Origin of the sequence: Natrarchaeobaculum aegyptiacum, assembly GCF_002156705.1 — an archaeon.
Classification (GTDB): Archaea; Halobacteriota; Halobacteria; order Halobacteriales; family Natrialbaceae; genus Natrarchaeobaculum; species Natrarchaeobaculum aegyptiacum.
Genome location: NZ_CP019893.1, coordinates 2,068,639 through 2,090,738 on the forward strand (window position 1 = coordinate 2,068,639; position 22,100 = coordinate 2,090,738).

The following is a 22,100-nucleotide window of genomic DNA, read 5'->3' on the forward strand; positions in this document are numbered from 1 at the left end:
CGAACTGGTGGCGACGAGCGTCGGTGGCGTCGCCGTCTACTCCATCAACGCCTCGAACTCCTCGAGTCGCTGCCCGTAGGTCTCGAGGGCGCGCTCGACCGGTTCGGACGTGCTCATCTCGACGCCAGCGATTTCGAGCAACTCGAGAGGGTACTCCCGGGAGCCCTGTCGCAGGAACGAGCGGTAGTCTGCGGCAGCCGACTCGCCCTCCTCGAGGATGCGGTCGACGATGGCGAGAGCGGCGGAGATGCCGGTGGCGTACTGGTAGACGTAGAACGCCCGGTAGAAGTGGGGGATACGCATCCACTCGCGGGCGATCCGGTCGTCGACGACGGCTGGCTCGTAGTAGTCGGCCTTGAGTCCCCGGTAGAGGTCGTCGAGTCGATCCGCGGTGAGGGGTTCACCCTCCTCCTCGAGGCGGTGGGCCTCGTGTTCGAACTCCGCGAAGAGCGTCTGGCGGTAGAGCGTCGAGCGTACGCGTTCGAGGAACTCGTTCAGGACGTGTTTGCGGAACTCGGGGTCCTCGACGGTTTCGAGCAGGTGGGTCGTCAGCAGCGCCTCGTTGACGGTACTCGCGACCTCGGCGACGAAGATTTCGTAGCTCGAGTAGATGTACGGCTGTTCGTCTTTGGTCAACTCCGAGTGCATCGAGTGGCCGAGTTCGTGGGCCAGCGTGTACATCGAGGAGACGTCGTCCTGGTAGTTCATCAGGATAAAGGGCTGGGTGTCGTACGTTCCGCCGGAGTACGCACCCGACTGCTTGCCCTCGTTCTCGTAGACGTCGACCCAGCGCGACTCGAGCCCCTCCGCGACGCGGGACTGGTACTCCTCGCCGAGTGGCTCGAGGGCGTCGACGACGTACTCGGTCGCCTGATCGTACTCGAGGTCCGGCCCCTCGTCGCCGGTCAGGGGCATGTAGAGGTCCCACATCTGCAGGTCGTCGACGCCGAGAGCCTCGCGTTTGAGTTCGGCGTGGTGGTGGAGTTTGTCGACGTTGTCGTGGACGGTCTCGACGAGCGTGTCGTAGACGGAGACGGGGACGTTCGGGCCGTCGAGGGCGGCTTCGCGGGCGGTCTCGTAGTTGCGCGCCTGGGCGAGTTTGACGTCGGCTTTGACGCTGTTCTTGTAAGCGGTCGCGACGGCGTTGCGGACTGCCTGCCACTCGTCGAAGTAGCCCTCGTACACCCGGCGGCGGAAGTCGCGGTCGGGTCGTTTGAGCAGGTTCGTGAAGTTGCTCTGGGTGATCTCGACGGGGTCGCCGTCACCGTTTTCGACGGTGGGGAACTCCATGTCCGCGTTCGAGAGCATCGTGTAGACCTCCCCCGCCGCGCCGGTGACCTCTCCTAACTCGGCGAGCAGTTCCTCGACCTCCGCCGACCGGGTGTGGGGTTTCAGCCGCAGGACGTCGTCGACGTAGTGGTCGTACGTCTCGAGCGCCGGTTCTGTCTCGACCATCTCGGTGAACTCCTCGGCGGTCAACTCCTGGAGTTCGGGTTCGATGAACGAGGCCGCAGACTGGGCGTCCGAGGCCAGCGACTGGGCGCGAGCGGTCAGCGCCTGATAGTGCTGGTCGGTGGTGTCTTCGTCCCGGCGCATCCGGGCGTAGGCGGCGACCACCGACACCTCGCGCATGATCTCGTCGCGTAACTCCAGTACCGACAGCAGCGTCTCGGCGTCGTCGGTGACCTGTCCCTCGAAACTCGAGAGGTCGTCGACGCGCTCAGAGACCTCCTCGTAGGCCGCCTCCCAGTCCTCGTCGCTCGCGAAGATACTCTCGAGGTCCCACGTGTACTCGTCGTCGACCTCGGAGCGGTCGGGAACGGAACTCATTGTCACCGGATTGGGAACGAGGCTGGTAAAGCGTGTCGAAGGCCCCCACGACGTGACGACGACGGTCACCAGTCGACTGCCCGGGCGACCATCGCGTCCTTCGATGGTCCCGAAAATAGTACCGAATCGACGACGGTCAGACCGTCTGGGGACGGGCCTCCCGTCGCGTCACCTCGCCGTCGCTCGAGACGGTGAACTCGTCGAGCTGGGCGTTGAGCTCCGTCGCGGTGTTCGATAGCGCACTCGCGGCGTCCGAAATTTCGGAGATCGTCGCCGTCTGTTCCTCCGCGGCAGCGGCGACGCTCGTGGTTTCCTGGAGCGTCTGCTCGCTCTGTTCTGTCGCCTGGTCGACCATGGTGACGACCTGCTGGCTCGTCCGGGCCTGTTCGTCGGTCGCGTCGTTGATCGACTGGACGCCGTCGTTGGCCTCCTGGACCTGGTCTGCGATCTCCTCGAGTGCCGAGAGACTGTCCTCGATCGTCTTCGCGCCCTCGACGACACCCCGTTGCATCCGTCGGATCTCCTCGACGGCCTCCTGGGCGGACTGCTGGACGTCTCCGACCATCTCGTCGACCTCGCGGGTCGCGTCACCGGTCTCTTCGGACAGGGACTTGACCTCGCTGGCGACGACAGCGAACCGACCACCTTCGGCCCCGGCGCGTGCGGCCTCGATCGAGGCGTTGACCGCGAGCAGGTTCGTCTCTTCGGCGATCTCGTCGATGACGTCGACGACCTCGCTGACCTCGGCCAGTTCCGCGTCGAGCGCTTCGATTCGGTCGACGATCGTGGCCGACCGATCCTCGATGCGCTCGAGTTCCTCGACGGCGTCCCCTGCCGTTTCACGACCAGCACGGGCCCGGTCGGCCGCCTGTGCGGAGACGTCTGCGACGCCGTCGGCCGTCGAGGCGATCTCTTCGATCGTCGCCGAGAGATCGCTCATCTCCCCGAGGACGTCCTCGAAGCGATCGTTTTGCTCGTCGGTGGCGATCGAAATCTCTTCGGCGGAGGTGCTGACCTCCGCGCTGGCCTGTTCCATCTCGGCGACGCTGGTCGAAACCTCCTCGCCGACCTCGTCGACTTCGTCGGCCAGCGACTGGACGCGCTGGATGGCATCTTCGACGTCGTCTAACATCGCGTTCAGCGCGTCGGCGATTTCTTCCATCGCCTCGTTGTCGCTCTCGACACTGACCCGGTCGGTGAAGTCCCCCTCCGCGCACTCGCGCAGAACTGTCCGGATTCGGTCGGCGTCGGCCTCGAGCGCCGCGTTTCGCCGTTCGACCTCTTCGCGCTGTCGCTCGATGCGTTCGCGACTCTCCTCCAGTTCGTCGATTCGCTTCTGGAGGCCGACCTGCATCGACTCGAGGGAGTCGCCGAAGTCGCCGGGGACGGATTCAGAGAGGACGTCTGCCTCGAAGTCCTCGCGGGCGAGTGCGTCGGCCTGGTCGGCGACCGTCGTCAGGTAGTCGTGCATGGTCTGGAACGAGCGGGTGAGATCGCCCGTCTCGTCGATCTGGTCCGTTTCTGCGGGCGGATTTTCGAGGGTCCCGCTCGCGATCTCTTCGGCGGTCGACTGCAACGCCGCCAGCGGTTCGACGATGTCCCTGCGGGCGATCAGGATGGTGTTGACGAACGCGACGACGGCGAGCAGGAACACGACGGCTGTCAGGACGATCTGTCCGGTCGGGAAGACGGCGAACGCTTCGCTCGGCCCCAGAAAAACCAGCGGGAGCGCGAACACCGCGAGCGTCGCGAGAAACTGGAGCAAGACTGCCGCCGTCATCTTCCGCTCGACGCTCTCGGTGATCCCCAGATGGTCCATCGTCCTCCAGAGGACCGATTCGTACCGTTCGAGGGCCCCGGCGGATTCCTCCCCACCCGCCTCGAGCTGTGCTGCAGAACTGGTCGACATACCGTGTTACACGATGCGGCCGTCACTTAAAATCGCGGTGAATTACCAGAGCTGGATAACTACCTGTTCGCTGAACGGTGGTGTCGAACTCCCGGGAGATGGGTTCCAGAGGCCACTCTATCTTGTTTCTCTGGTTCACGTGATGATAATATGTCTGCGATGTTGGAAGAATACGTCTGGGATACCTGCCGGCGCGTTCTGGGCTGGCTTCGACGCGTCGCGGCAATCGATCGCCGCACTCGAGCCAGGGGGCCGTCTCACTCGAGTCGGACGTTGTCCGTGAAGACGACGACCGATCCCGCCTCGAGCGGGTCGTCGGCCGAGCCGTCTCCATCGAGCCGAGCGAGGAATGCCTCGAGTTCGGCGGGAGAGAGTTGATCGACGTGTCGAACGGTGGCACCCGGCGGAATCGACTCGAGTCGGCGGGTCGTTGCTGGTTCGCAGTCGTACTCGCCCGCCGTTCGTTCGCGCGTTGCCATGTGTATAGTTACCATGTGGCACAACCCACTTAGGTGTATCGTTCGGTCCCGATCGCTGGGCAGGGGCTACTGATCCGGCGTGGGCTGGCCGTGAGACGCCAGATTGATAGCGCGAGCGTTCGTCGGTGCGAAGTGACGATGTCTGCCGTCCCCGTTACGTCCGGGAGTCTCCCAGTCGGCGGTCTCGAGTCCGTCGTCGGTGGGTCCGTGACCCCGGCTGTCCTGTCTTCCCCTGCCCTCGACGCCCTCGCGTGGGTCGCCATCGCGGGTTTCTTCGTCGCAGTCGTCGCCCAGTGGCGCGATCAGGCCGACCTCGCGCGCCTGCTGGCGGCGGGTTCGTGGGTCGTCTTCGGAGTCTTCTGGCTCACGATGGTGCCGTACTACTATTACGACGCCCAGAGCCCCCTCCAGACGATCCTCGCACTCGCCGCGCTTCCGCTGTGTGCCTACACCGGCTACCTGCTCTACGGCGGCCGGGAGTCGCTGCTGTTGCTCTCGAAGGCGGTCGCTCTCATGGGGCTGATCTACTTGCCCGCCGAGACGATCCCGTTCGTCCGACAGTGGCTCATCGAGACCACGGCGATGCAGGCCCACCTCGTGATGGACCTGATCGCCGAGAGCCCCGGCCTCAGTGAGGGTGCCAACGGCTACCAGAGCCGGTTCGACTTCGATCCCGACGAGACCGCCACCGGTCGAACGACCTACATCGTACTCGCGTGTACCGGCATCGGGAGCATGGCTATCTTCGGTGGCCTGATCGCGGCCGTCTCCGCACCGCTGAAACGAAAACTCGGCGCGTTCGCACTCGCAATCGGAGTCATCTGGTTTCTGAACCTCCTGCGCAACGTCTTCATCGCGCTTGCCTCACCACACGGCTGGTTCCAGTTCGACTGGCTCGTCAGCTTCATGACCACCTACATGGGGGCCCAGCCCGACCGCGTCTCCTTCCTCGTCGCCCACAACTACATCGCCCAGAGTCTCTCGGTCGTCGCCCTCGTGGGAATTACCTTCCTCGTCGTCCGGATCCTGCCGGAGATCCTCGCCCCGCTCGAGGAGGTCCTCTTCATCATCTCCGGCACCGAGTACGACCTCTTCGAGGCCCTCGGCAAGGAAGACGCCAGACCCGACGACTGGCGGTGACTCACCCCTGATCGACCCAGAGCCGTGACCGACGCCACACCCGCCGTCGACCTTCCGTTCATCCTCGCCCCGCGAGCCGTCTACATTCCCGCAGCCGACGCGCTCGTCCTCGCCGACGTCCACCTCGGTCGCGGCGTCGCCTCGAGCGTCGACGCTCCCCTCGACGACGCCGGCGACGTCCGGAATCGACTCGAGCCCCTGCTCGAGCGCTTCGAGCCGGGAACGGTCGTGATCGCGGGCGACCTGCTCCACGCCTTCGACCGCCTCCCGTACGGCGTCGAACGCGACCTCGCCGCCCTCGAATCGCACGTCGACGCGGCGGGTGCGGACCTCGTCGTCACGCCCGGGAACCACGACGGGATGCTCGAGTCGGTCTTCGACGGCGAGACGACCTCGGCCTACCGGCTGAGAGACGGCGAGACGGTCGTCTGCCACGGTCACGAGCGCCCCACTCTCGAGGCCGAGCGGTACGTGGTCGGTCACGATCACCCGGCGCTCTCGGTCGACGGTCGCAAGCGGCCGTGTTTCCTCTACGGCCCCGCTGCCTACGAGGGTGCGGACGTGCTCGTCCTGCCTGCCTTCACCCGGCTAGCATCGGGTGCGACGGTCAACGGCATGCGCGCCCGAGACTTCCAGTCGCCGCTGGTATCCGACGTCGACCGGTTCCACCCGGCGCTCTGGGATTCCGGGAGCGAGCAGGCGCTGTGGTTTCCGCCGCTCGGCGAGTGTCGGCATCTTCTCTAACAGGAGGTGATGTTCGTCCACTCGTGCTACCGGTCTGCAACGACGACGTACGATTCCATCGGCGAGACGATTCCGTCGTCGTCACGATACGTGGCTAACGCATCCTCGACCTCCCGAACCAGTTCGTCTCGAACCCCGCTTTCGAGGGCTGTGATTGGTTCGGCAAGCGGCGAACTCGCAGCCTCGCGGCGAACGAACTCCTCGACCGACGGATAGCGAACGGACCCGATCTCGACGGTGACCGAGACGTCGTCGAATCCTGCATCCTGAACGAGTGTTCGCAGGTCACTGCCATCCCAGTCGGGAAACGGAGAGCGCATCATCTTTCCGGCCTCGTCACCGACGTGATCCGCCAGTGCGTCGGCCAACGCCACGTACGCAGGCTGAAACTCGAGCGGTCGCCAGACACTCGAGGTCATCCGTCCACCTGGAACGAGAACCCGATGCATCTGCCGGACTGCCGCGACAGGATCGTCGACGAACTGGAGGGCCTGTTGGCAGCAGACGACGTCGAACCGCTCGTCGGAGAACGGGAGGTCGGTCGCATCGCCCCGTCGCCACTCGACCGACGGGTGACTGTCGGCGGTGGTCGCTGCCGCAACTGCGAGCATCCCCTCGTTGACGTCGACTCCCACGACGGACCCACTCTCGCTCACCCGGGACGCAACACGTCGTGCCACGATGCCGGTCCCGCAGGCAACGTCCAGCACTCGGTCGCCCTCTCGGACGTCACTGGTCTCGATCAGTCGGTCAGCCCACGGCGCGAACATGGGCGGGACGAGATACTGTTCGTAGGCTTCGGATGCACTCTGTTCGACCTGCCAGCCGGCCGATTGGTGTGGGGAATTGGTCATGGGCGTCCACCACGAGGCGCTACGGCCGGAGTGGGAGTATAACTGCCTGGTGAAATAATTCACACCGTGAAAGCGTGATCGCCGAGGCTACTTCGAGTCGGATCGCATCGATCGTCGAATCGAATCGACTGAGTGCCGGTCAGCCGCGTCCGTCGCGTCCGTCGGGTCAGCCGCGTCAGTGAGCGCTCGAGCCTCGTCTCGGAACCGTTCGTAGTGGGAGTCTGCCCACGTCCGCATCTCGTCGCTTCGAGTGTCGACGAGCGACTGTAACGTCCCCGTTTCCGGATCGTAGCAGCAGATGCTGACAGCCTCGTCGAACAGGCAGATTCCACATCGCTCGTCGAGCGGAAGACCGTCGTGGAGCAAGACGGTGTAGTTGGAGCGTCTCACCGCATCCAGGACGGTTTCTTCGTCCCACCTGAGGAGGCTCTCGAGGACGGTGGGCGGATAGATGTACTCACACTCCAGGCCATCCCGAACGTGGTCGAAGAAGGGTTCCAGATTCCCCGACTTGAGCAGTGCCATGCCGAACCCCCGCATCGTGCTCGTCGTCGCGAAGAGTTCCGTGAGCCGTTCGACGGGTTCGTAGGGATATCCCGGTCCTGGCTGGGAGACTACCACGTCGGTGAACAGTGCACTGTCGAACCCCTCGAGTTCGTGGGGCAGCCACGACCAGACCTCGCGGAGTCGGCGTTGAGCCGCCATGGCGTTCCGGAACTCCCCAAACTGGGTGGCGACGAATTCGCCGAGGCTGGTTAGGCGGTAGACGTTCCCGTCTCGTTCGATCCAGTGGCGCTCCCGGAAGTCGGTGAGGATTCGTCCCATGGTCGGGGACGACGCTCCCGTTGCGACGCACAGATCCCGCCTGTCACTCGGACCGGTGGCCAGTGCCTCGAGCACCCCGACGCGGTGGCCCGAACTGACGAGGAACTCGATGTCGTCGAGTGTCGCACCCATGATCGTGGTATGTGTCGACACACAATAATCGTATAGGCAGTGCTCTCGACGAGCAACTGCGCTGTACAACACTGTCTCGGTACTGAGATGATGCAAGGTGTTTCCCGAACGGGATTCCCCTGCAACACTCGAAGTACCGACCACTGGTGCGTTAGAAGAGAACCCCGCCCAGCGGCACCGATTTCCCCGGTTCGACGAGCACCGGATATCCATCTTCGTCCGGAACACCGACGGTCAATGCCTCGGACTCGAATCCGGCGATGCGGACGGACCCGAGATTCGTCGCACACAGCACCTGTCGCCCCTCGAGGTCGGCCGGCTCGTAGTGGTGGGCGTACTGGCCAGCCGACTGGATTTCCCGACCGCCGAGGTCGATCCAGAGTTTGGTCAGCTTCGGCTTCTCGGCTTCGGGAAACGGTTCGGCGGCGACGACCTCCCCGACTTCGATTTCCACGTCGAACGGACTCTCGACCATGCCCATCCGCTCGAGTCCCGTCGGCAAAAAGACGGCGCTGACTACCTGTCGACGCCGTGGTTGACCGCACCCGGACCCTGCCCGACCTCGTAGTGGTGTTCGACCGCCCGTGCGAGAAAGTCCGTCGCTCCCTCGACTGCCGCCTCGAGGTCCTCTTCGCGGGCCAGTCGGGCAGCGATGGCAGCCGCGAGCGAACAGCCCGAACCGTGGGTCGCCTCGGTGTCGACGCGCTCGTGGTCGAACGTCGTTACCCCTTCACCAGTGACGAGGTGATCGCGGACCGTCTCGCCGGGGACGTGGCCGCCCTTGACGAGCGCGGCGTCGGTCCCGAACTCGAGTAGCGTCTCGCCGGCCTCGCGTGCGCTCTCGTCGTCCTCGACGGCAATGCCCGTCAGGACCTCGGCCTCGTCGGTGTTCGGCGTGACCAGACGGGCTTCGCCGCAGAGGTCTTCGTAGGCGCGTTCGGCGTCCTCGTCGAGCAGTCGGTCGCCGGTCGTCGCGACCATCACGGGGTCGACCACGACCGGGAAGTCGAACGCGCTCGCTCGCTCGGCGACGAGTTCGACGACCTCGGTGGTCGCGAGCATCCCGGTCTTGGCCGCACCGACGTCGAAGTCGCCGACGACGGCGTCGATCTGTGCGGCAACTTCCTCGACCGGGAGCACGAACGACGATTCGACGCCGCGGGTGTGCTGGGCCGTGACGGCGGTGATCGCCGACGTGCCGAAGACCTCGTGGGTCGCGAACGTCGCGAGGTCGGCCTGAACGCCGGCCCCGCCGCCGGAGTCGCTTCCGGCGATCGTGAGCGCGACTGGCCGCTGTTCCGGTGTGGGTTCTCTCATACCGTGTTCTATCGGTCGGTTGTACAAAGCGGTGATGGTGTCCGAACGGGATCGGATCGAACGGGCGAGGTCGGCGAGCAGTATGTCGAGAGTGAACACGGAACGTACAAGTTCGCAGGCGTCGACCGTGGGGCCGTGACCGAACTCGAGCCCGATATCGAACGCGTACCTGGAACCGACGACATCTATCGCGTCGACGGCCGCCTGATGGGCCAGCCCGAACAGCTCGCGGTCTACGTCCTCGATACGCCGGAGCCAGCCGTCGTCGACACCGGAGCGGCCGATACGACCCCGGCTGCCGTCCTCGCGGCACTCGAGGAACTCGGCATCGACCGCGAGGACGTCGCCCACCTGATCCCGACGCACGTCCACCTCGACCACGCCGGCGGGACGGGGGAACTCGCCGGGGACTGTCCGAACGCGACCGTCCACTGCCACGAGCGCGGCATCGACTTCCTCACCGATCCCGACCTCCTCGAGAAGCTCAAGGAAAGCGTCGAACGAGCCATCGGCATGCCCGAGCCCTACGGCGACCCGGATCCCGTCCCGCCTGAACGTGCCCGGTCGATCACCGACGGCACCACGATCGATCTCGGCGACCGGACGCTCGAGGCCATCGACGCGCCGGGCCACGCACCCCATCAGGCCTGTCTGTTCGACCCCTCGACGGACGTCCTGTTCACCGCCGACGCGGTCGGCATGTGGTACGACGAGGAGATCTACCCGGCGACCCTGCCGCCGAACTTCGACCTCGAGGACTGCCTCGACACCCTCGAGCGACTGACGGAACGCGAGCCCGAGGTCGCCTGCTTTCCCCACTTCGGCGTCGCGCCCGACGCGATGGCCTGCCTCGAGCGCTACGAGCAGCGCCTCCCCGCGTTCGTCGACGCGGTCGCCACGGCCGCCGAGACGACCGACGATCCGGTCCAGATCGCCAACGAGCTCCGCGAGGAGTGGGGCAGCATGGGCCTCGAGGGCGACGTCGCCGGCGTTCTCCTCTACCTGTCGGACGACTGACCGGGGCTTCGCTCACCCGCGTGGAGGGCACCGGGACGGTACCAGAACTGGTTTCGTCCACTCGCCACCGAAACTCTTGTTGATTTCTCGAAAGAACGAGGGTCGTCGAGCCGAACCTAGGTGTAGATGGCCTACTCGAGCAGTACGGGAGAGGAAACAGCACTCGAGTTCTCGCTCCGGGAACTGACGGGGGCGCTAGGGGATTCGGTTACAGTACTCCCGTTACTGATCGCCCTCGCGGCCACGACGAGCGTCTCGCTTCCCCACGTGCTGGTCGGCTTCGGCGTCTTTCAGATCGTCTGGGGGCTGTTTTACGGGTTGCCGCTGTCGGTCGAGCCGATGAAGGCGCTGGTCGGTCTCGCCATCGTCGGCTCGCTCTCGTATCCAGAACTGGCCGCGGCCGGACTCCTCGCTGGTGTCGTCCTCCTCGTCGTCGGCCGACTCGGATTCGTCGGACTCCTCGAGGCCGTCGTCGGCGAACCCGTCGTTCGTGGCGTCCAGTTCGCCGTCGCCTTGCTCTTGCTCGAGGCCGCCCTCGGACTCTCGCTCGAGACGCCCGTGGTCGCACTCGCTGGGCTCGCCCTCGTCGGCCTGTTCGCGCTCGCGGGCGCACACCGCTCGAGCGTCCTCGTCGTGCTCGCCCTCGGTGGCGTCGCCGCCGTGGCCACCGCGGGCGTTCCGGCACCCCGGCTTCCCGAACCCGCGCTCTTCCCCGCTGGGACGCCGACGATGACGGGGGCCGCACTCGAGGGGACCGTCGCCCAGCTCGGGATGACGATCGGCAACGCGGCCATCGCCACCGCGTTGCTCTGTGGCGACCTCTACGATCGGGACGTCTCCGCGGACAGGCTCTCCCAGAGCATGGGCGTCACCTGCCTCGCAGCGATCCCCGCCGGCGGCGTCCCGATGTGTCACGGCAGCGGCGGTCTCGCGGGCAAGTACGCCTTTGGCGCCCGGACCGCCGGCGCGAACGTCCTCCTCGGAATCGGTTACCTCGCGCTCGCGTTCGTGGCCGCCGGCGCGCTGCTCGCTGCCTTCCCGGTGGCGCTGCTCGGCGTCTTGCTCGTCGTGGTTGCCCTCGAGCTCGGACGGGCCGCGTTCGCGCCCGTCGGCGTCGGTGACGTACAGTCGCTCGCGCTGGTGGTCGGCGTCGGCGTCGTCGGCCTGCTGGTCAACGTCGGCGTCGCGTTCGTCCTCGGGGCGGTCGTCTACTGGGTGCTCTCTCGGCCGGCCTGATTCGTTCTGGTCTCGCTGGACGAACTGTCTCTTGACCCTATGCGAGACCACACGGCTTTCCCGTTGCACCGTCAACTATCGACCGATGACGACGAGCTGGAGCACTCTCTTCGACCGCGCCGCCGAGTACGACGTCACGCTCGAGCAGGTCCAATCGGCGGACGTGCCCGACGTCGACGGTCGTGGGCGTGGTGACGACGACGCCGAGACCGACGACGAAGACGCGGGTCCCCAGCCGGGGAACGGTCCCGACGACGACCACCCGGACCCTGCACGCGTCGTCGCCGACCCACGGGTACTGGCCGCGGACCTCCTCGTGGATGGCGACGCTCGCGCCGCGCTCGCCCACGTCCGCCAGCACTCGTGGATCGACCTCGTCGCGAGTGACCAGCTCCTCGAGCAAACCGAAATGCTCGTTTCCGACCTCACTGACGCCGATTCCGAGCTGGCGGCTGCCCACCGGGACCGGCTCGCGGCCGAGCGAGTCCGGGTCGACCAGCCCGCAGGTGACCACCCGGCGCTTGCGTCGGCCTACCGGGGGAACGCGGCCCACCTCCTCTCGTACGACGAGCGGCTGGCGTCGGCGAAAGCCGGACTCACGCTCCAGCCCCGCGTCTCGGTGAGTGTTCGCCCGCCGGACGCCTTCGCTCGCCTGTTCGACCCCGAGAGTCTTTACGAGGCCGTCGAAGGTGGTGAGTATCCCGGTCCAGACCGGACGCAACGTTCCTGAGGACCCACAGCAGCCACCCGGTAGCTCGACCTCGTTCTCCTTCACGAATTTTTATCAGGATGCCGTCCTGTCGATATTGTATGCAGAGACGATCGCTGCTACTCGGCGGTAGCAGTGTGACGATCGCAGCGCTCGCCGGGTGCACGCTCCCGGGAGAGAACGGACAGGATGGCGACGAGGCTACCGGCGACGGAGACGATCCGGAGTTCAATTTCGACTTTTTCGTCGACACGATCGACGAGGACCTCGGCGTCGAAGACTCTAGTTTCGGCACTGACTCTGCCAGCATCGAGTTCTACTCGAGCGGCGACCCGGAACAGGACGTTCAGGCCGTCGCCACTTCCTACGCCGCGGCCGTCATGGGCGGGGTCGAGGCCGACCTCGAGGCCGTGGCGCTGTCGCCCGACGATCCGGACGAGGCGGTCCACTCGTTCGTGATCGAAGCCGACCTCGTGGAGTCGTTCAACGATGGCGAGATTTCCGAGGCGGAGTACTTCGAGACGATCGGCGAAACCGCCGAGTAGGCCGGACGTCGTCGGTTATCCTCGAAAAATGTGCCGTCGTTTCAGCGACTGCTACTCGGCGTCGGCCAGCCATTCGGCGAACGTCGCGAGCGCCCGCCCCCGGTGTGAGATCGCGTTCTTCTCCTCGGTGCTCATCTCGGCCATCGTCTGGCCGTTGTACTCGAAGATCGGATCGTAGCCGAACCCACCCTCACCGCGCGGAGCGACGATCGTTCCACCCACGCTGCCGTCGAAGGTCTCGACTCGCTCGCCGTCGGCGTAGGCCAGCACCGTCCGGAAGTGTGCCCGGCGATTGTCCTCGGCCTCGACGAGCCGCCAGAGCCGCTCGACGCCGACCGTGTCCTCGACGTAGGCCGAGTACGGCCCCGGAAAGCCACCGAGTGCGTCGACGAACAGTCCCGCGTCGTCGACCAGCACCGGATCCGCGCCCTCGAGTGCCTCGTATGCCTCCTGTGCGCCGTGGCCAGCGATCTCTTCGAGCGAGTCGCTCTGAACCTCGGTGTAGTCGTATGCGACCTGTTCGACGTCGGCGACGCCCTCGAGGTAGGCGTCGGCCTCGCGGGCTTTACCCTCGTTGCCGGTGACGAATCGAATGCCCATGGGCGAGGCGGGGGCTGCCGGGGGAATATAGCCGTCGGTTGTGCTCGCGCCGCTGCGCCGTGGACGGTGAGTATTTCTCGAGAGCGCGGCGAGTTGCAACTGCGGTAGTGGGTGACTGGGACAGTTCAGGAGAGGAGTTACTCGTCGTCGACGATCACTTCGACGGGTTCGTCCTCGTCGGCCTCGTCGGCCGCGGCGGCGCTTCGTTCCTGCTGGTACAGCAGCGCGCCGGCGACGAGCACGACGAGCCACGACCGCCAGTTCGCGAGGTTGAGCGTGTAACCGACGCCGAAGGGCTTCTCGACGAGCATCCCTTCGCCCGGTTGCCAGTACGACGAGAGCATACGGCTGAGACTTGGTCGCTCGAAGTTGTACGGTACGCCGAGGATCTCTCCGGATGTCGGCTTGTCTGCCATGCGCAATGATACGTTCTCCCCCGATAAGAGTATTGTGTGCTCGTCTCGCTCGGTGGAACGATCGCTGCGAATCCCGTTTCGCACGTCTCGAGTCGTCCGGTGATCCGTCGATCGGACAGTCTCGACCCCGGTCCCCGGTCTGCGGTCCCACGGGTCGGGGAAACAGCTTTCAGGGAGTCTGGAAACACGTCTTCTATGGAACGGAACGTGGGTGGACTCGATCGCATCGCTCGCGGCGCACTCGGCGTCGTGCTGGTCGTCGCCGCACTCAGTTCCTACCGCAGTCGAAAGCGCAATCGGGCCGCCATCGCCGGAATCGCAGGGATCGGATTGCTGGTCAACGCCGTCACCTGTTTCTGTGGCGCTAACTACGCACTCGGAATCGACACGACGTCGGACTCGACGGTCGAGGGCGCGGCGCTCGAGGAGACTCACTCCTGATATCTGCCACGCCCTTCGATCGTCCGGAGGCGCTCTAGCACCCGTTCGTCGCCCACGTGGCGGTACCCTTCACGGACCGCCTCGCGCAGCGGGTCGGGGTCTGCGGCCGTGCCGACGAGGCTCTGGTCGAAGACGTGCAGGTCCATCGCGTAGTCCTCGACGTGGTCGGTGTGGTAGCCGAGACCGAAGTCGATGAGGTACGTCCGATCCGAATCCCGCTCGCGGCCGTCGGCCGCTCGCCCGGTCTGGGACGCGTCGCGTCCCGCACACCCGACCCGCACGTTTCTGGTCGTCGGATCGCCGTGGACGAACCCCGCCCGGTGCAGTCTTGCGAGGTGTCGCCCCACCTCCCGGACCCGTTCGGACGAGAGGTCGTCCCGGAGATCCGACTCGCCGACGTGGGCGAACTCGAGTCGCGCCTCGGCTGGATCGACGTCTCGCAGGACGGGCGTCGGGACGCCCTCGCGGCGGGCGAGGCTGGTCAGGCGGGCCTCGAGCGTGGTTCGCTCCCGGCGCAGGCGGTCGTCGAGGGCGGGGTGGCGGTAGCTCTTTTCGACCCGGCGTTTGGTCACCCGGCCAGCCTCGGGTTCGAGGTCGACGATCGCCTCTGCACCCTGTACGGTAGCGTCTTCGCCGTCGTCTGCGACTGCAGCCGGGTTCACCATCCCCTCGCGCTGCTCGGGCGGCCCACGCCAGGTTACGTCGACCTGATCGGGACGGAAGTTCGGATCGACGCGGGACTCCTCGAGTGCCAGCGTATCGCCGGCCTCGTACATCCGTGCGCCGAGGACGGCGATCATGCCGGCGTTATCGCGCAGGAAACGCGGATCGGGGGCGTGAAAGTCGGCCCCGCGCTGGTCGCACATCTCGGCGAGCATCTCCCGAAGGCGGGCGTTTTGCCCGACGCCGCCGCCGAGGACGAGTTCGTCGCTGCCGGTCAGCGACAGCGCTCGTTCCGAGACCTCGGTCAGCATGCCGAAGACGTTCTCCTGCAACGAGAAGCAGACGTCCTCGACGGGCGTCCCGTCGTCTACGGCCTGCTTGGCGGCGCTCATGATTCCCGAAAACGAGAAGTCCATCCCCTTGACGACGTAGGGCAGGTCGACGTACTCGCCGTCTTTCGCGGCCGCCTCGACTTTCGGACCGCCGGGGTGGGACCAGCCGACGTGGCGGGTGAATTTGTCGATGGCGTTGCCGACGCCGGTGTCCATCGTCTCGCCGAGCACACGATACCGGCCGTTCCGGTAGGCCAGCAGGTGGGCGTTCGCGCCGCTGGCGTTCAGACAGACCGGATCGTCGAAGCCGGCGGTGTGGCGGCCGATCTCGAGGTGGGCGACCATGTGGTTGACGCCGACGAGCGGGACGGAAAGCGACTGGGCGAGCGCGCGTGCGGCCGTCCCGACGATCCGGAGGCAGGGGCCGAGGCCGGGGCCGCGAGAGAAGGCGACGGCGTCAACAGGCGCAGCCTGTTTGTCCGACGAGCAGCGCTCGTCGACGTCCACCGGTGGTTCACCCGCACCCCCGTCGTGGGTCTCGACGGCGTGTGCGAGCGCACGCTCGACGACCTGCGGGATCGCCTCGTGCATGTGCTCGGCGGCCTCGCGGGGGTGAATGCCGCCGCTGTCGGGCTCGTAGGCGTCGGTTTCGATGACGACGGAATCGACGCCGTCCGCGGCGTCGTAGACCGCTGCGCTGGCTGCCCAGGCAGTGCCTTCGATACCGAGAATGCGGGTGTCGGATTGTCCGGTCGTTCCGGAGTGGTCACTCACGAGTCGTCCTCGAGTCGGTGGGATCTACTCCCACTCGGTGTAGCCACACTTCCCGCAGTGAGAGCGGTCGCCGTGGTCGGCGAGGAACGCGTCGGCACAGCGGGGGCACTGTTCGCGGTCGGTGCTGCCGTCGTCGTTGTAGAGTTCGTAGTGTGCCATTTAGGCTTCCTCCGCTTCGGGTTCGGCTTCGGCCTCTGCGTCGGCCTCCGGTTCTTCGCCGACGCCGATCTTGTTGCGCTCGAGCATGTGGTCCTGCTCGACGTCGCGGGCGAAGTCGGCGGTCTCGTAGACCTTTGCCTCGCCGACGGTCTTTCGCATCCCGAACTTGGTCTCGAGTTTGCGCACGACGACCTCGTCTGCGTTCTTGTTGAGCGTCGCGGCGAGGCTGTCCCGAACCTGCAGGCGTTCGGGCGTAGCGTCGTCGTGAGTCAGTTCGAAGGTCACGTCGGTCCGATGCAACATGGGGTTCTCCTCCTCGGAGACGATGTCGATGTCCATGGTCAGTTACCCTACTATGCCCCTGTCGCGACTAAAAGGATTTCGAAGCATCTACCCGCGAATCCTGCCAGCGGCGTCGCCAACTCGACCGTCCCCGCGCCCGTCGTTCCGTTCCGGTCTCCGTCGGTCATATAGAAAGATACTCACGTCATTCTGACGAGCATTCGACCGATGCCCTCCAGACGGAGCGTCCTCGCAGCCGGGAGCCTCGCCGCCTCCGCGCTCGCTGGATGCACTCGAGCGGCTGACGGCCCGACCTCGAGCGCCGACGCTCGAGTGGCCGCCGACGCCGCGGACTGGCCCATGGCCCGGTACGACCCCGCCGGAACCGGACACGCGGCGTCGACCGCCGGCCCCAGAGACGACGTACAGGTGGCGTGGGAACGCGATCCCGGTGAGCGGGTTCGCTCGGAGTCACCGCCGATCCTGCTCGGGGACACCCTCTACGTGGTCGGCCGCCGATCGTTGATCGCACTCGGGCGCGACACTGGCGACGTCCGATTCACCCGGAACGGCTCGTACCAGTCGACGCCGGCCCGAGTGGTGGCGAGTGCATACCGAACCCCGACACTGGCCGTCGCCAGCACAGCCGGCCTCTACGGACTGAGCGCCGACGGCGGCTTCGAACTCCTGGGGCTCGAGTTCGGGAGCGAACGTTGGTATGGCCCCGGTTCGGAACCCGACGTCTTCCGGATCGGGCCGCCGGCGGAACCTGCACCCGTGGCCGCAGACGGAACGGTGTACGCTGTCGATCCCGGAACCGACCGGCTGCTCGCGCTCGACGGGAGCAGCGGCAGCCTCGAGTGGAAACGGACGATCGGCGACGGACGCTCGATCGGAACGAACCGGCCGGCGGTCCGCGACGGAACCGTCTACGTCTCGAGCCGTCCCGGTGATCTCGTCGCGGTCGACGCCGAAACGGGTGACCGAGACTGGGACGTCAGACCCGACGCTCACGAGGGCAGTTCCCTGCGATACCGAAACTTCCGTCCGCCCACGGCGACGGCCGCCGGACTCGTCGTCCCGGACAGGGAAGGGGTGACGTTGTTCGATCCGGCCAACGGCGACGTGCTGTGGGAGTACACCCACGACGGCAACCTGACCGGCGGGACCGCCGCCGTCGCCGACGGGACGGTCTTCGTGCCAGACGGTCGGGACTCGTTGCACGCGATCGACCTCGAGAGCGGTGACGAGATCTGGACGGTCGACTACGGGTACCCGGTCCGGCCGATCGTCTCCGACGGCGTCGTCTACCTCGGTTATCGCTCTCTCCCAGAATTGATCGCGCTCGACGCAGAAACGGGCGAGCGGCGCTGGTCGTTCGAGGGCGAGTCCGGTTTCTCACAGCCGATCGTCGCCGACGGCGTCCTGTACGCGACCGGGTGGGACGGTGTCGTCGCCCTCGAGGAGGCATCCCAATGACGGATCGACCACCACGCGTGTTCGACCCGCGAGACGACCCTGCGAGCGACGACGCCGATCACTGGGATCCGCTCACGGTCGCGCTCGTTCGAATCCGTCGGGACCCCAGACTGATCGTCCCGTTTCTCCTCGCCGGCGTCTTCCTCACGCTCGTCGATTACCTTCGACTAGAGGACCCGATCCCCACGGTCGAACGCGCGGTCCCGTGGTCGAACGGCGTTTCGATCGACCTCGCGTACGCCGGCTTCCCGACCGGCGTCCCGCAGACGACGACCCACCTCGAGTCGCTCGTCGGCCTCCACCCGGAGTATCTCGCGTGGGGACTCGCGCTGTACCTGTTCCCGCTGCTCGCAGTGGCCGCGGCGGGGGCGGTTACGATCGCCCGCGCGATGGACCAGCCCGTCCGACTCGAGGCCGTTGGCGCCGTCTTCGGGTTCGTGCTCGCGGCGGACCTCCTCCATCGGCTGCTCGGCTCGATCGAGCTGCTTCAGGGGATGGGGCTGGTGGGGGTTCCACTGCTCGTCGGTTACCTCCTCGTGACGGTCCGGCTGTTCGCCGTTCCGGGCTTGCTCGTCGCCGGACGCTCGTTCGTCGAGGCGATCCGCGAGAGCGCGCGACGAACCCGGGGCCGCGGCTGGACGATCGTCGGCGTAATCTTCGTCGTCGGACTCTCGAGCTGGTTCCTCGCGAGTGTCGCCGCCGGGACGTTCGTGACCACCGCCCTCGTCGCGCCGCTGCACGCCGTTGCCATCGTCTCACTGCTCGAGTGGGATACAGCGGACGGCTGACCGGCAGGCCGGCTCGCTCGAACTCGATTCGATCGTCAGGCGTGATGACAAGAATTACGGGAGTCGCTTCTGTGGTCGGTGTCGATGCCCTCCAGACGTCGATTCCTCGCCGGCGGTGGCCTCGCGCTCGCCGGTATCGCCGGCGGCTCGGCCGCGCTCGGCCGCTCGAGCGACTCACCGTCCTCGGCGACGAATGCGGTTGTCGAGGCGAACGCCGGTCCAGGCCCAGACCCGGACCCGGACGCAACCGCGACCGTGACCGTAGATACGATCGACTGGCCCATGGTCCGATACGATCCCGCGGGAACCAGTCACAACCCGGACGCGTCGGGGCCGAGAGACGACGTTCGCGTCCGCTGGGAGCGCGAGATCGACCCCGGATCCTACGACTGGCACTCGCCTATCCTCGTCGGCGACACGCTGTTTGCGACCGGGCGCGACTCGATCGTCGCGCTGGATCGGGAGACCGGCGCGGTTCGATTCACACGCTCGGGAACGTTTCGGTCTGCCCCGGCTCGAGCGTCGGCGAGTGCCTACCGGACCGACACGCTCGTGGTCAGTCACCCCGGCGGCATTCGCGGGTTGAACGCCGCCGGGGGCTACGACCTGTTCGGCCTCGAGTTCGGTCTCGAGCGCTGGCACGGCGCCGGGAACGGGACCGGCACGCCCGCTCGATCCTCGCCGACGACGCGGCCGCCCGTGACCGACGGCGAGACGGTGTACGCGATCGCCCCCACCGCCCACCGAGCGGTGGCCCTCGACGCAAGCAGCGGCGACCTCCGCTGGGAGTTCTCGATCGGCGACCTCCCGCTCGGGACGCCCTACCGCCCCGTCCTGTGGGACGACACCGTCTACGTCGTTGGGTACCCGACGACGGTCGCGGCCATCGACGCGGAAACGGGCGAAAGACGCTGGGCCGTCGGCCTCGAGCAGATCGACCTGCTCGCGCCGACAGCGGCCGCCGAGGGGATTCTCGTCCCCGGAAATCGGCAGGTCTCGTTGCTCGATCACGACGACGGCGACGTGCTGTGGGAGTACACCCACGGCGGCAACGCAGACGACGGAACCGTCGCCGTCGCCGACGGAACTGCGTTCTGTACCGACGGCACGGGGACACTGCACGCGATCGACCTCGCGGACGGGACCGAACGCTGGACTGCAGACACCGAGTACAGCTTCCAGACGAGCCCAGCGGTCGCCGACGGCGTCGTTTACCTCGCTGACTTCTGGTGGGACGAGTTGCTGGCGTTCGACGCCGAGACCGGCGACCGGCGGTTCGTCTACGACGACGGGGCCGGTTTCTCCCAGCCGATCTTCGGTGATGGCGTCTGCTACGTCGTCGAATCCCAGCGGATTCTCGCCCTCGAGGAGGCCGCGTGAGCATGGTGGGAAGTTCGCCCCCCGGCGACGACGTCACCGACGACGATCGTATTCCGCTCGCTCGAGACTCCCCACACCCGCTCGTGGCGGCGCTCGAGACGATCCGTCGCGATCCAGTCCTGCTCGTCCCGTTTTTCGTCGTCGGACTCGCACTCGCCGCGCTCGACTGGCTGCGCCGGGCTGATCCGCTTCCGACTCCCGAGCACGTCGTGTTCGACGGGAGCCACCTCGACCTGCACGTCACGTACGTCGGCTATCCAACTGGGGTTTCACAGACGACCGTCCCCCTCGAGTCGCTGGTCGCCCTCCATCCGCACCTGCTGGGGTGGGGGCTCGCCAGCTACGTCCTCCCGCTGCTCGCGGTCACCGTCGCCGGAGTGGTCACGATGGCTCGACCGATGGGCCGAGAGCCGCAACTCCGGATGGTCGTCTCGCTGTTCGGATTCGTCCTCGTCGTCGACCTGACCGATCGGCTGCTGGGTTCGGTCGACGCCCTGCAGGGGATGGGACTGTGGGGGCTCCCGTTGCTCGCACTGCTGCTCTTCGTCATGGTTCGGCTCTTCGCCGTGCCGGGACTGCTCGTCGCCGGTCGTGGACTGCCGGCTGCGATCGGGGAGAGCAACCGCCTGACGGCGGGGCGCGGGTGGCAACTCGCGGGACTCGTGCTCGCGTTCGGACTCGGCGCGTGGCTGCTCGCGGACGTCTCGACCGTCGGCGCGCTGCTCAGCACCGCGATCGTCGCGCCCGTCCACGCGGTGGCGATCGTCGTCGTGCTCGACGCGAGTCCCGACTCGGCACTCGGCTCCGAACCGAACGCTGACTCCGATCTCGAGGCCGACCCCGAGGGCGAGACCGAACCCGACGACTAGTCTACGCGTCGACGACCGCCAGCCCGCGCGGCGTCTGGCCCTCGTAAGCCTCGGGCCACTCGAGTCCCAGCGGCTCCCAGCGACCGCCGAAGTCCTCGCTCACGAAGAGCCCGTGGTTGTTGAACGCGTAGACGACGCCGTCGTCGCTTGCGGTGGCGAACAGCGCGCGAACGACGCCGTTGCCGGTGGGCAGACCCGTGTCCTCGAGTCGGTCCCACGCCGCGCCGGTGGCGTCTTCGGCACCGGCACCCGATCGGCGGTAGACGTACGTCTCCGCGTTCTCGGCCGTGTGAGCCGTCCGAGCGCCGCTCGCACTCGAGACGATCACGGCCCCGGGATCGCCGGGGTCGACGGCCAGTCCCCAGCAGTAGGTGTGCTCGAGGCCCCGCTGTGGGTGTCGCCAGAACTCGCCGCCGTCGTCGCTCTCGGCGTAGCCGTCGCCCGCGGCGGTGTAAACTCGACCCTCGCGGTCGGGGTGGACGGCGAGGGTGTGATTGTCCCGTCGCGACCCCTCGGGACGCTCGTCCCACGTCTCGCCGCTGTCTGTGCTGTAGACGAACGCGCCGGCCTCGATGCCGACGTAGAGCCGCTCCGGATCGAAGGGGTCGACCTCGAGCCAGCGGACGTGGTGGGTGTGTGGTCGCGGCGGGAAGTACCACTCCTCGGCGGAGGGCAGATCGCCGATGCCCTCGAGGTGGGTCCAGGAGTCGCCGCCGTCCGAACTACGGTAGACGCGGCTCGGTTCCGTCCCGGCGTACACCACGTCGGGGTCGTGCGGACTGACCTCGAGCGCGGTGACGGACTCGCTGACGAACGGTGTCTCGAGCGGGTCGAACGAGCCCCCACCGTCGGTCGTTCGGAAGAGGCCGCCGCTCACGGGTTCACCGGTCGCTCGTTCCGAGCCGCTACGTGCCTCGCTCTCCTCGAACGTCCCGACGAACGCTCGCTCCGGCGCGTCCGGAGAGGCAGCGACGCACTCGAGTCTGTGGCCCTCGAGACGGACCTCGCTCGTCCACTCGACGCTCGAGTCGGTACAGACGAGGAGCCGATCCTCGAGGCAGGCGTAGACAGTCGCCATGGTTCGTCTTGGCGTTCCAGGGGCTTATGACCGTTCCCGGCCGTGCCGGGCCGGTCGGCGCGTCCCAGCGGTGGTTCCCCGTTTCGTCCTCGCGATACGCTC

Annotated in this window: 23 protein-coding genes and 1 pseudogene; 11 read left to right on the plus strand and 13 right to left on the minus strand. The window is 66.8% G+C overall.

Annotated elements, in window-relative coordinates:
- Window positions 1-36 precede the first annotated feature (36 nt).
- The 3 genes from pepF to B1756_RS10165 all read right to left on the minus strand — a co-directional run bounded on the left by pepF (window position 37) and on the right by B1756_RS10165 (window position 4,218).
- Window positions 37-1,830, minus strand: a complete 1,794-nt coding sequence (gene pepF / locus B1756_RS10155) for an oligoendopeptidase F (protein WP_086888432.1) — start codon at window positions 1,828-1,830, stop codon at window positions 37-39.
- 136 nt (window positions 1,831-1,966) lie between these two features.
- Window positions 1,967-3,739, minus strand: a complete 1,773-nt coding sequence (locus B1756_RS10160; RefSeq protein ID WP_086888433.1) for a methyl-accepting chemotaxis protein — start codon at window positions 3,737-3,739, stop codon at window positions 1,967-1,969.
- 257 nt (window positions 3,740-3,996) lie between these two features.
- Window positions 3,997-4,218 carry a DUF7979 domain-containing protein gene (locus B1756_RS10165; RefSeq protein WP_086888434.1) on the minus strand — a complete coding sequence of 74 codons (222 nt, stop codon included), beginning with the start codon at window positions 4,216-4,218 and terminating at the stop codon, window positions 3,997-3,999.
- Window positions 4,219-4,356: 138 nt separating this feature from the next.
- Between B1756_RS10165 and artA the strand changes: the two genes are divergently transcribed.
- Both artA and B1756_RS10175 read left to right on the plus strand, forming a co-directional pair.
- Window positions 4,357-5,358, plus strand: a complete 1,002-nt coding sequence (artA, locus tag B1756_RS10170) for an archaeosortase A (protein ID WP_086888435.1) — start codon at window positions 4,357-4,359, stop codon at window positions 5,356-5,358.
- A gap of 24 nt (window positions 5,359-5,382) precedes the next feature.
- On the plus strand, window positions 5,383-6,102 hold the full coding sequence (locus B1756_RS10175; protein WP_086888436.1) for a metallophosphoesterase: 720 nt from the start codon (window positions 5,383-5,385) through the stop codon (window positions 6,100-6,102).
- Window positions 6,103-6,128: 26 nt separating this feature from the next.
- Here B1756_RS10175 and B1756_RS10180 read toward each other — a convergent pair whose 3' ends face one another.
- The 4 genes and pseudogenes from B1756_RS10180 to thiD all read right to left on the minus strand — a co-directional run.
- Window positions 6,129-6,956 carry a class I SAM-dependent methyltransferase gene (locus B1756_RS10180; RefSeq protein WP_086888437.1) on the minus strand — a complete coding sequence of 276 codons (828 nt, stop codon included), beginning with the start codon at window positions 6,954-6,956 and terminating at the stop codon, window positions 6,129-6,131.
- Between the two features lie 87 nt (window positions 6,957-7,043).
- Window positions 7,044-7,913, minus strand: coding sequence for a helix-turn-helix transcriptional regulator (locus B1756_RS10185; RefSeq protein WP_228434321.1), 870 nt, complete (start codon window positions 7,911-7,913; stop codon window positions 7,044-7,046).
- Between the two features lie 151 nt (window positions 7,914-8,064).
- Entirely contained in the window at window positions 8,065-8,388 is a 324-nt protein-coding gene (locus B1756_RS10190; RefSeq protein WP_086888438.1) for a tRNA-binding protein, read from the minus strand.
- 47 nt (window positions 8,389-8,435) lie between these two features.
- Window positions 8,436-9,230: pseudogene (gene thiD / locus B1756_RS10195) on the minus strand (bifunctional hydroxymethylpyrimidine kinase/phosphomethylpyrimidine kinase); the annotation flags it as partial.
- A 135-nt stretch (window positions 9,231-9,365) separates the two neighbouring features.
- Between thiD and B1756_RS10200 the strand changes: the two are divergent.
- From B1756_RS10200 to B1756_RS10215, 4 genes are all read left to right on the plus strand, one after another.
- Complete coding sequence (locus B1756_RS10200) at window positions 9,366-10,247, plus strand: MBL fold metallo-hydrolase (protein WP_152031299.1); 882 nt, start codon at window positions 9,366-9,368, stop codon at window positions 10,245-10,247.
- A 126-nt stretch (window positions 10,248-10,373) separates the two neighbouring features.
- Window positions 10,374-11,483 carry a putative sulfate/molybdate transporter gene (locus B1756_RS10205; RefSeq protein ID WP_086888441.1) on the plus strand — a complete coding sequence of 370 codons (1,110 nt, stop codon included), beginning with the start codon at window positions 10,374-10,376 and terminating at the stop codon, window positions 11,481-11,483.
- Between the two features lie 163 nt (window positions 11,484-11,646).
- On the plus strand, window positions 11,647-12,213 hold the full coding sequence (locus B1756_RS10210) for a DUF7384 family protein (protein WP_422656512.1): 567 nt from the start codon (window positions 11,647-11,649) through the stop codon (window positions 12,211-12,213).
- 80 nt (window positions 12,214-12,293) lie between these two features.
- Window positions 12,294-12,737 carry a DUF8159 domain-containing protein gene (locus tag B1756_RS10215; protein WP_086888442.1) on the plus strand — a complete coding sequence of 148 codons (444 nt, stop codon included), beginning with the start codon at window positions 12,294-12,296 and terminating at the stop codon, window positions 12,735-12,737.
- 51 nt (window positions 12,738-12,788) lie between these two features.
- Here B1756_RS10215 and B1756_RS10220 read toward each other — a convergent pair whose 3' ends face one another.
- Window positions 12,789-13,337 carry an XTP/dITP diphosphatase gene (locus B1756_RS10220; protein ID WP_086888443.1) on the minus strand — a complete coding sequence of 183 codons (549 nt, stop codon included), beginning with the start codon at window positions 13,335-13,337 and terminating at the stop codon, window positions 12,789-12,791.
- Window positions 13,338-13,474: 137 nt separating this feature from the next.
- Entirely contained in the window at window positions 13,475-13,753 is a 279-nt protein-coding gene (locus tag B1756_RS10225; RefSeq protein WP_086888444.1) for a DUF5808 domain-containing protein, read from the minus strand.
- Between the two features lie 195 nt (window positions 13,754-13,948).
- On the opposite strand from B1756_RS10225, the gene B1756_RS10230 reads away from it, so the two are divergent.
- A complete protein-coding gene (locus B1756_RS10230) occupies window positions 13,949-14,194 on the plus strand; it encodes a YgaP family membrane protein (protein ID WP_086888445.1) in 246 nt (81 codons plus the stop codon).
- On the opposite strand, the gene B1756_RS10235 is transcribed toward B1756_RS10230, so the two are convergent.
- From B1756_RS10235 to B1756_RS10245, 3 genes are read right to left on the minus strand one after another with little or no spacing between them, the layout of a single operon-like run.
- On the minus strand, window positions 14,185-15,963 hold the full coding sequence (locus B1756_RS10235; RefSeq protein ID WP_086888446.1) for a bifunctional N(6)-L-threonylcarbamoyladenine synthase/serine/threonine protein kinase: 1,779 nt from the start codon (window positions 15,961-15,963) through the stop codon (window positions 14,185-14,187). The two genes, B1756_RS10230 and B1756_RS10235, sit on opposite strands and share 10 nt — an antisense overlap.
- Before the next feature lie 24 nt (window positions 15,964-15,987).
- The gene (locus B1756_RS10240) at window positions 15,988-16,122 is read right to left on the minus strand and encodes a 30S ribosomal protein S27ae (RefSeq protein WP_086888447.1); all 135 of its coding nucleotides are present in this window, start codon (window positions 16,120-16,122) and stop codon (window positions 15,988-15,990) included.
- On the minus strand, window positions 16,123-16,461 hold the full coding sequence (locus B1756_RS10245) for a 30S ribosomal protein S24e (protein ID WP_086888448.1): 339 nt from the start codon (window positions 16,459-16,461) through the stop codon (window positions 16,123-16,125).
- Window positions 16,462-16,632: 171 nt separating this feature from the next.
- Here B1756_RS10245 and B1756_RS10250 point away from each other — a divergent pair, with 171 nt between their 5' ends.
- From B1756_RS10250 to B1756_RS10265, 4 genes are all read left to right on the plus strand, one after another.
- Window positions 16,633-17,883 (plus strand): PQQ-binding-like beta-propeller repeat protein, encoded by a 1,251-nt coding sequence (locus tag B1756_RS10250; protein WP_086888449.1) that lies wholly within the window; start codon window positions 16,633-16,635, stop codon window positions 17,881-17,883.
- The gene (locus B1756_RS10255; protein ID WP_228434323.1) at window positions 17,880-18,671 is read left to right on the plus strand and encodes a hypothetical protein; all 792 of its coding nucleotides are present in this window, start codon (window positions 17,880-17,882) and stop codon (window positions 18,669-18,671) included. Before B1756_RS10250 ends, B1756_RS10255 begins: the two co-directional genes overlap by 4 nt.
- An 84-nt stretch (window positions 18,672-18,755) precedes the next feature.
- Window positions 18,756-20,051 carry an outer membrane protein assembly factor BamB family protein gene (locus tag B1756_RS10260; RefSeq protein WP_086888450.1) on the plus strand — a complete coding sequence of 432 codons (1,296 nt, stop codon included), beginning with the start codon at window positions 18,756-18,758 and terminating at the stop codon, window positions 20,049-20,051.
- A 2-nt stretch (window positions 20,052-20,053) separates the two neighbouring features.
- Window positions 20,054-20,920, plus strand: coding sequence for a hypothetical protein (locus B1756_RS10265; protein ID WP_186336446.1), 867 nt, complete (start codon window positions 20,054-20,056; stop codon window positions 20,918-20,920).
- 1 nt (window position 20,921) lies between these two features.
- Here B1756_RS10265 and B1756_RS10270 read toward each other — a convergent pair whose 3' ends face one another.
- Window positions 20,922-21,998 (minus strand): WD40/YVTN/BNR-like repeat-containing protein, encoded by a 1,077-nt coding sequence (locus B1756_RS10270; RefSeq protein WP_086888451.1) that lies wholly within the window; start codon window positions 21,996-21,998, stop codon window positions 20,922-20,924.
- Window positions 21,999-22,100 lie beyond the last annotated feature (102 nt).

Excerpts from the sequence above, each read along its gene's own strand:
- pepF (WP_086888432.1), bottom strand. The coding sequence starts at position 1,830 with ATGAGTTCCGTTCCCGACCGCTCCGAGGTCGACGACGAGTACACGTGG.
- artA (WP_086888435.1), top strand. The coding sequence starts at position 4,357 with ATGTCTGCCGTCCCCGTTACGTCCGGGAGTCTCCCAGTCGGCGGTCTC.
- B1756_RS10190 (WP_086888438.1), bottom strand. The coding sequence starts at position 8,388 with ATGGTCGAGAGTCCGTTCGACGTGGAAATCGAAGTCGGGGAGGTCGTC.
- B1756_RS10260 (WP_086888450.1), top strand. The coding sequence starts at position 18,756 with ATGCCCTCCAGACGTCGATTCCTCGCCGGCGGTGGCCTCGCGCTCGCC.
- B1756_RS10205 (WP_086888441.1), top strand. The coding sequence starts at position 10,374 with ATGGCCTACTCGAGCAGTACGGGAGAGGAAACAGCACTCGAGTTCTCG.
- B1756_RS10180 (WP_086888437.1), bottom strand. The coding sequence starts at position 6,956 with ATGACCAATTCCCCACACCAATCGGCCGGCTGGCAGGTCGAACAGAGT.
- B1756_RS10165 (WP_086888434.1), bottom strand. The coding sequence starts at position 4,218 with ATGGCAACGCGCGAACGAACGGCGGGCGAGTACGACTGCGAACCAGCA.
- B1756_RS10230 (WP_086888445.1), top strand. The coding sequence starts at position 13,949 with ATGGAACGGAACGTGGGTGGACTCGATCGCATCGCTCGCGGCGCACTC.
- B1756_RS10250 (WP_086888449.1), top strand. The coding sequence starts at position 16,633 with ATGCCCTCCAGACGGAGCGTCCTCGCAGCCGGGAGCCTCGCCGCCTCC.
- B1756_RS10240 (WP_086888447.1), bottom strand. The coding sequence starts at position 16,122 with ATGGCACACTACGAACTCTACAACGACGACGGCAGCACCGACCGCGAA.
- B1756_RS10220 (WP_086888443.1), bottom strand. The coding sequence starts at position 13,337 with ATGGGCATTCGATTCGTCACCGGCAACGAGGGTAAAGCCCGCGAGGCC.
- B1756_RS10185 (WP_228434321.1), bottom strand. The coding sequence starts at position 7,913 with ATGGGTGCGACACTCGACGACATCGAGTTCCTCGTCAGTTCGGGCCAC.
- B1756_RS10215 (WP_086888442.1), top strand. The coding sequence starts at position 12,294 with ATGCAGAGACGATCGCTGCTACTCGGCGGTAGCAGTGTGACGATCGCA.
- B1756_RS10255 (WP_228434323.1), top strand. The coding sequence starts at position 17,880 with ATGACGGATCGACCACCACGCGTGTTCGACCCGCGAGACGACCCTGCG.
- B1756_RS10265 (WP_186336446.1), top strand. The coding sequence starts at position 20,054 with ATGGTGGGAAGTTCGCCCCCCGGCGACGACGTCACCGACGACGATCGT.
- B1756_RS10245 (WP_086888448.1), bottom strand. The coding sequence starts at position 16,461 with ATGGACATCGACATCGTCTCCGAGGAGGAGAACCCCATGTTGCATCGG.
- B1756_RS10270 (WP_086888451.1), bottom strand. The coding sequence starts at position 21,998 with ATGGCGACTGTCTACGCCTGCCTCGAGGATCGGCTCCTCGTCTGTACC.
- B1756_RS10225 (WP_086888444.1), bottom strand. The coding sequence starts at position 13,753 with ATGGCAGACAAGCCGACATCCGGAGAGATCCTCGGCGTACCGTACAAC.
- B1756_RS10160 (WP_086888433.1), bottom strand. The coding sequence starts at position 3,739 with ATGTCGACCAGTTCTGCAGCACAGCTCGAGGCGGGTGGGGAGGAATCC.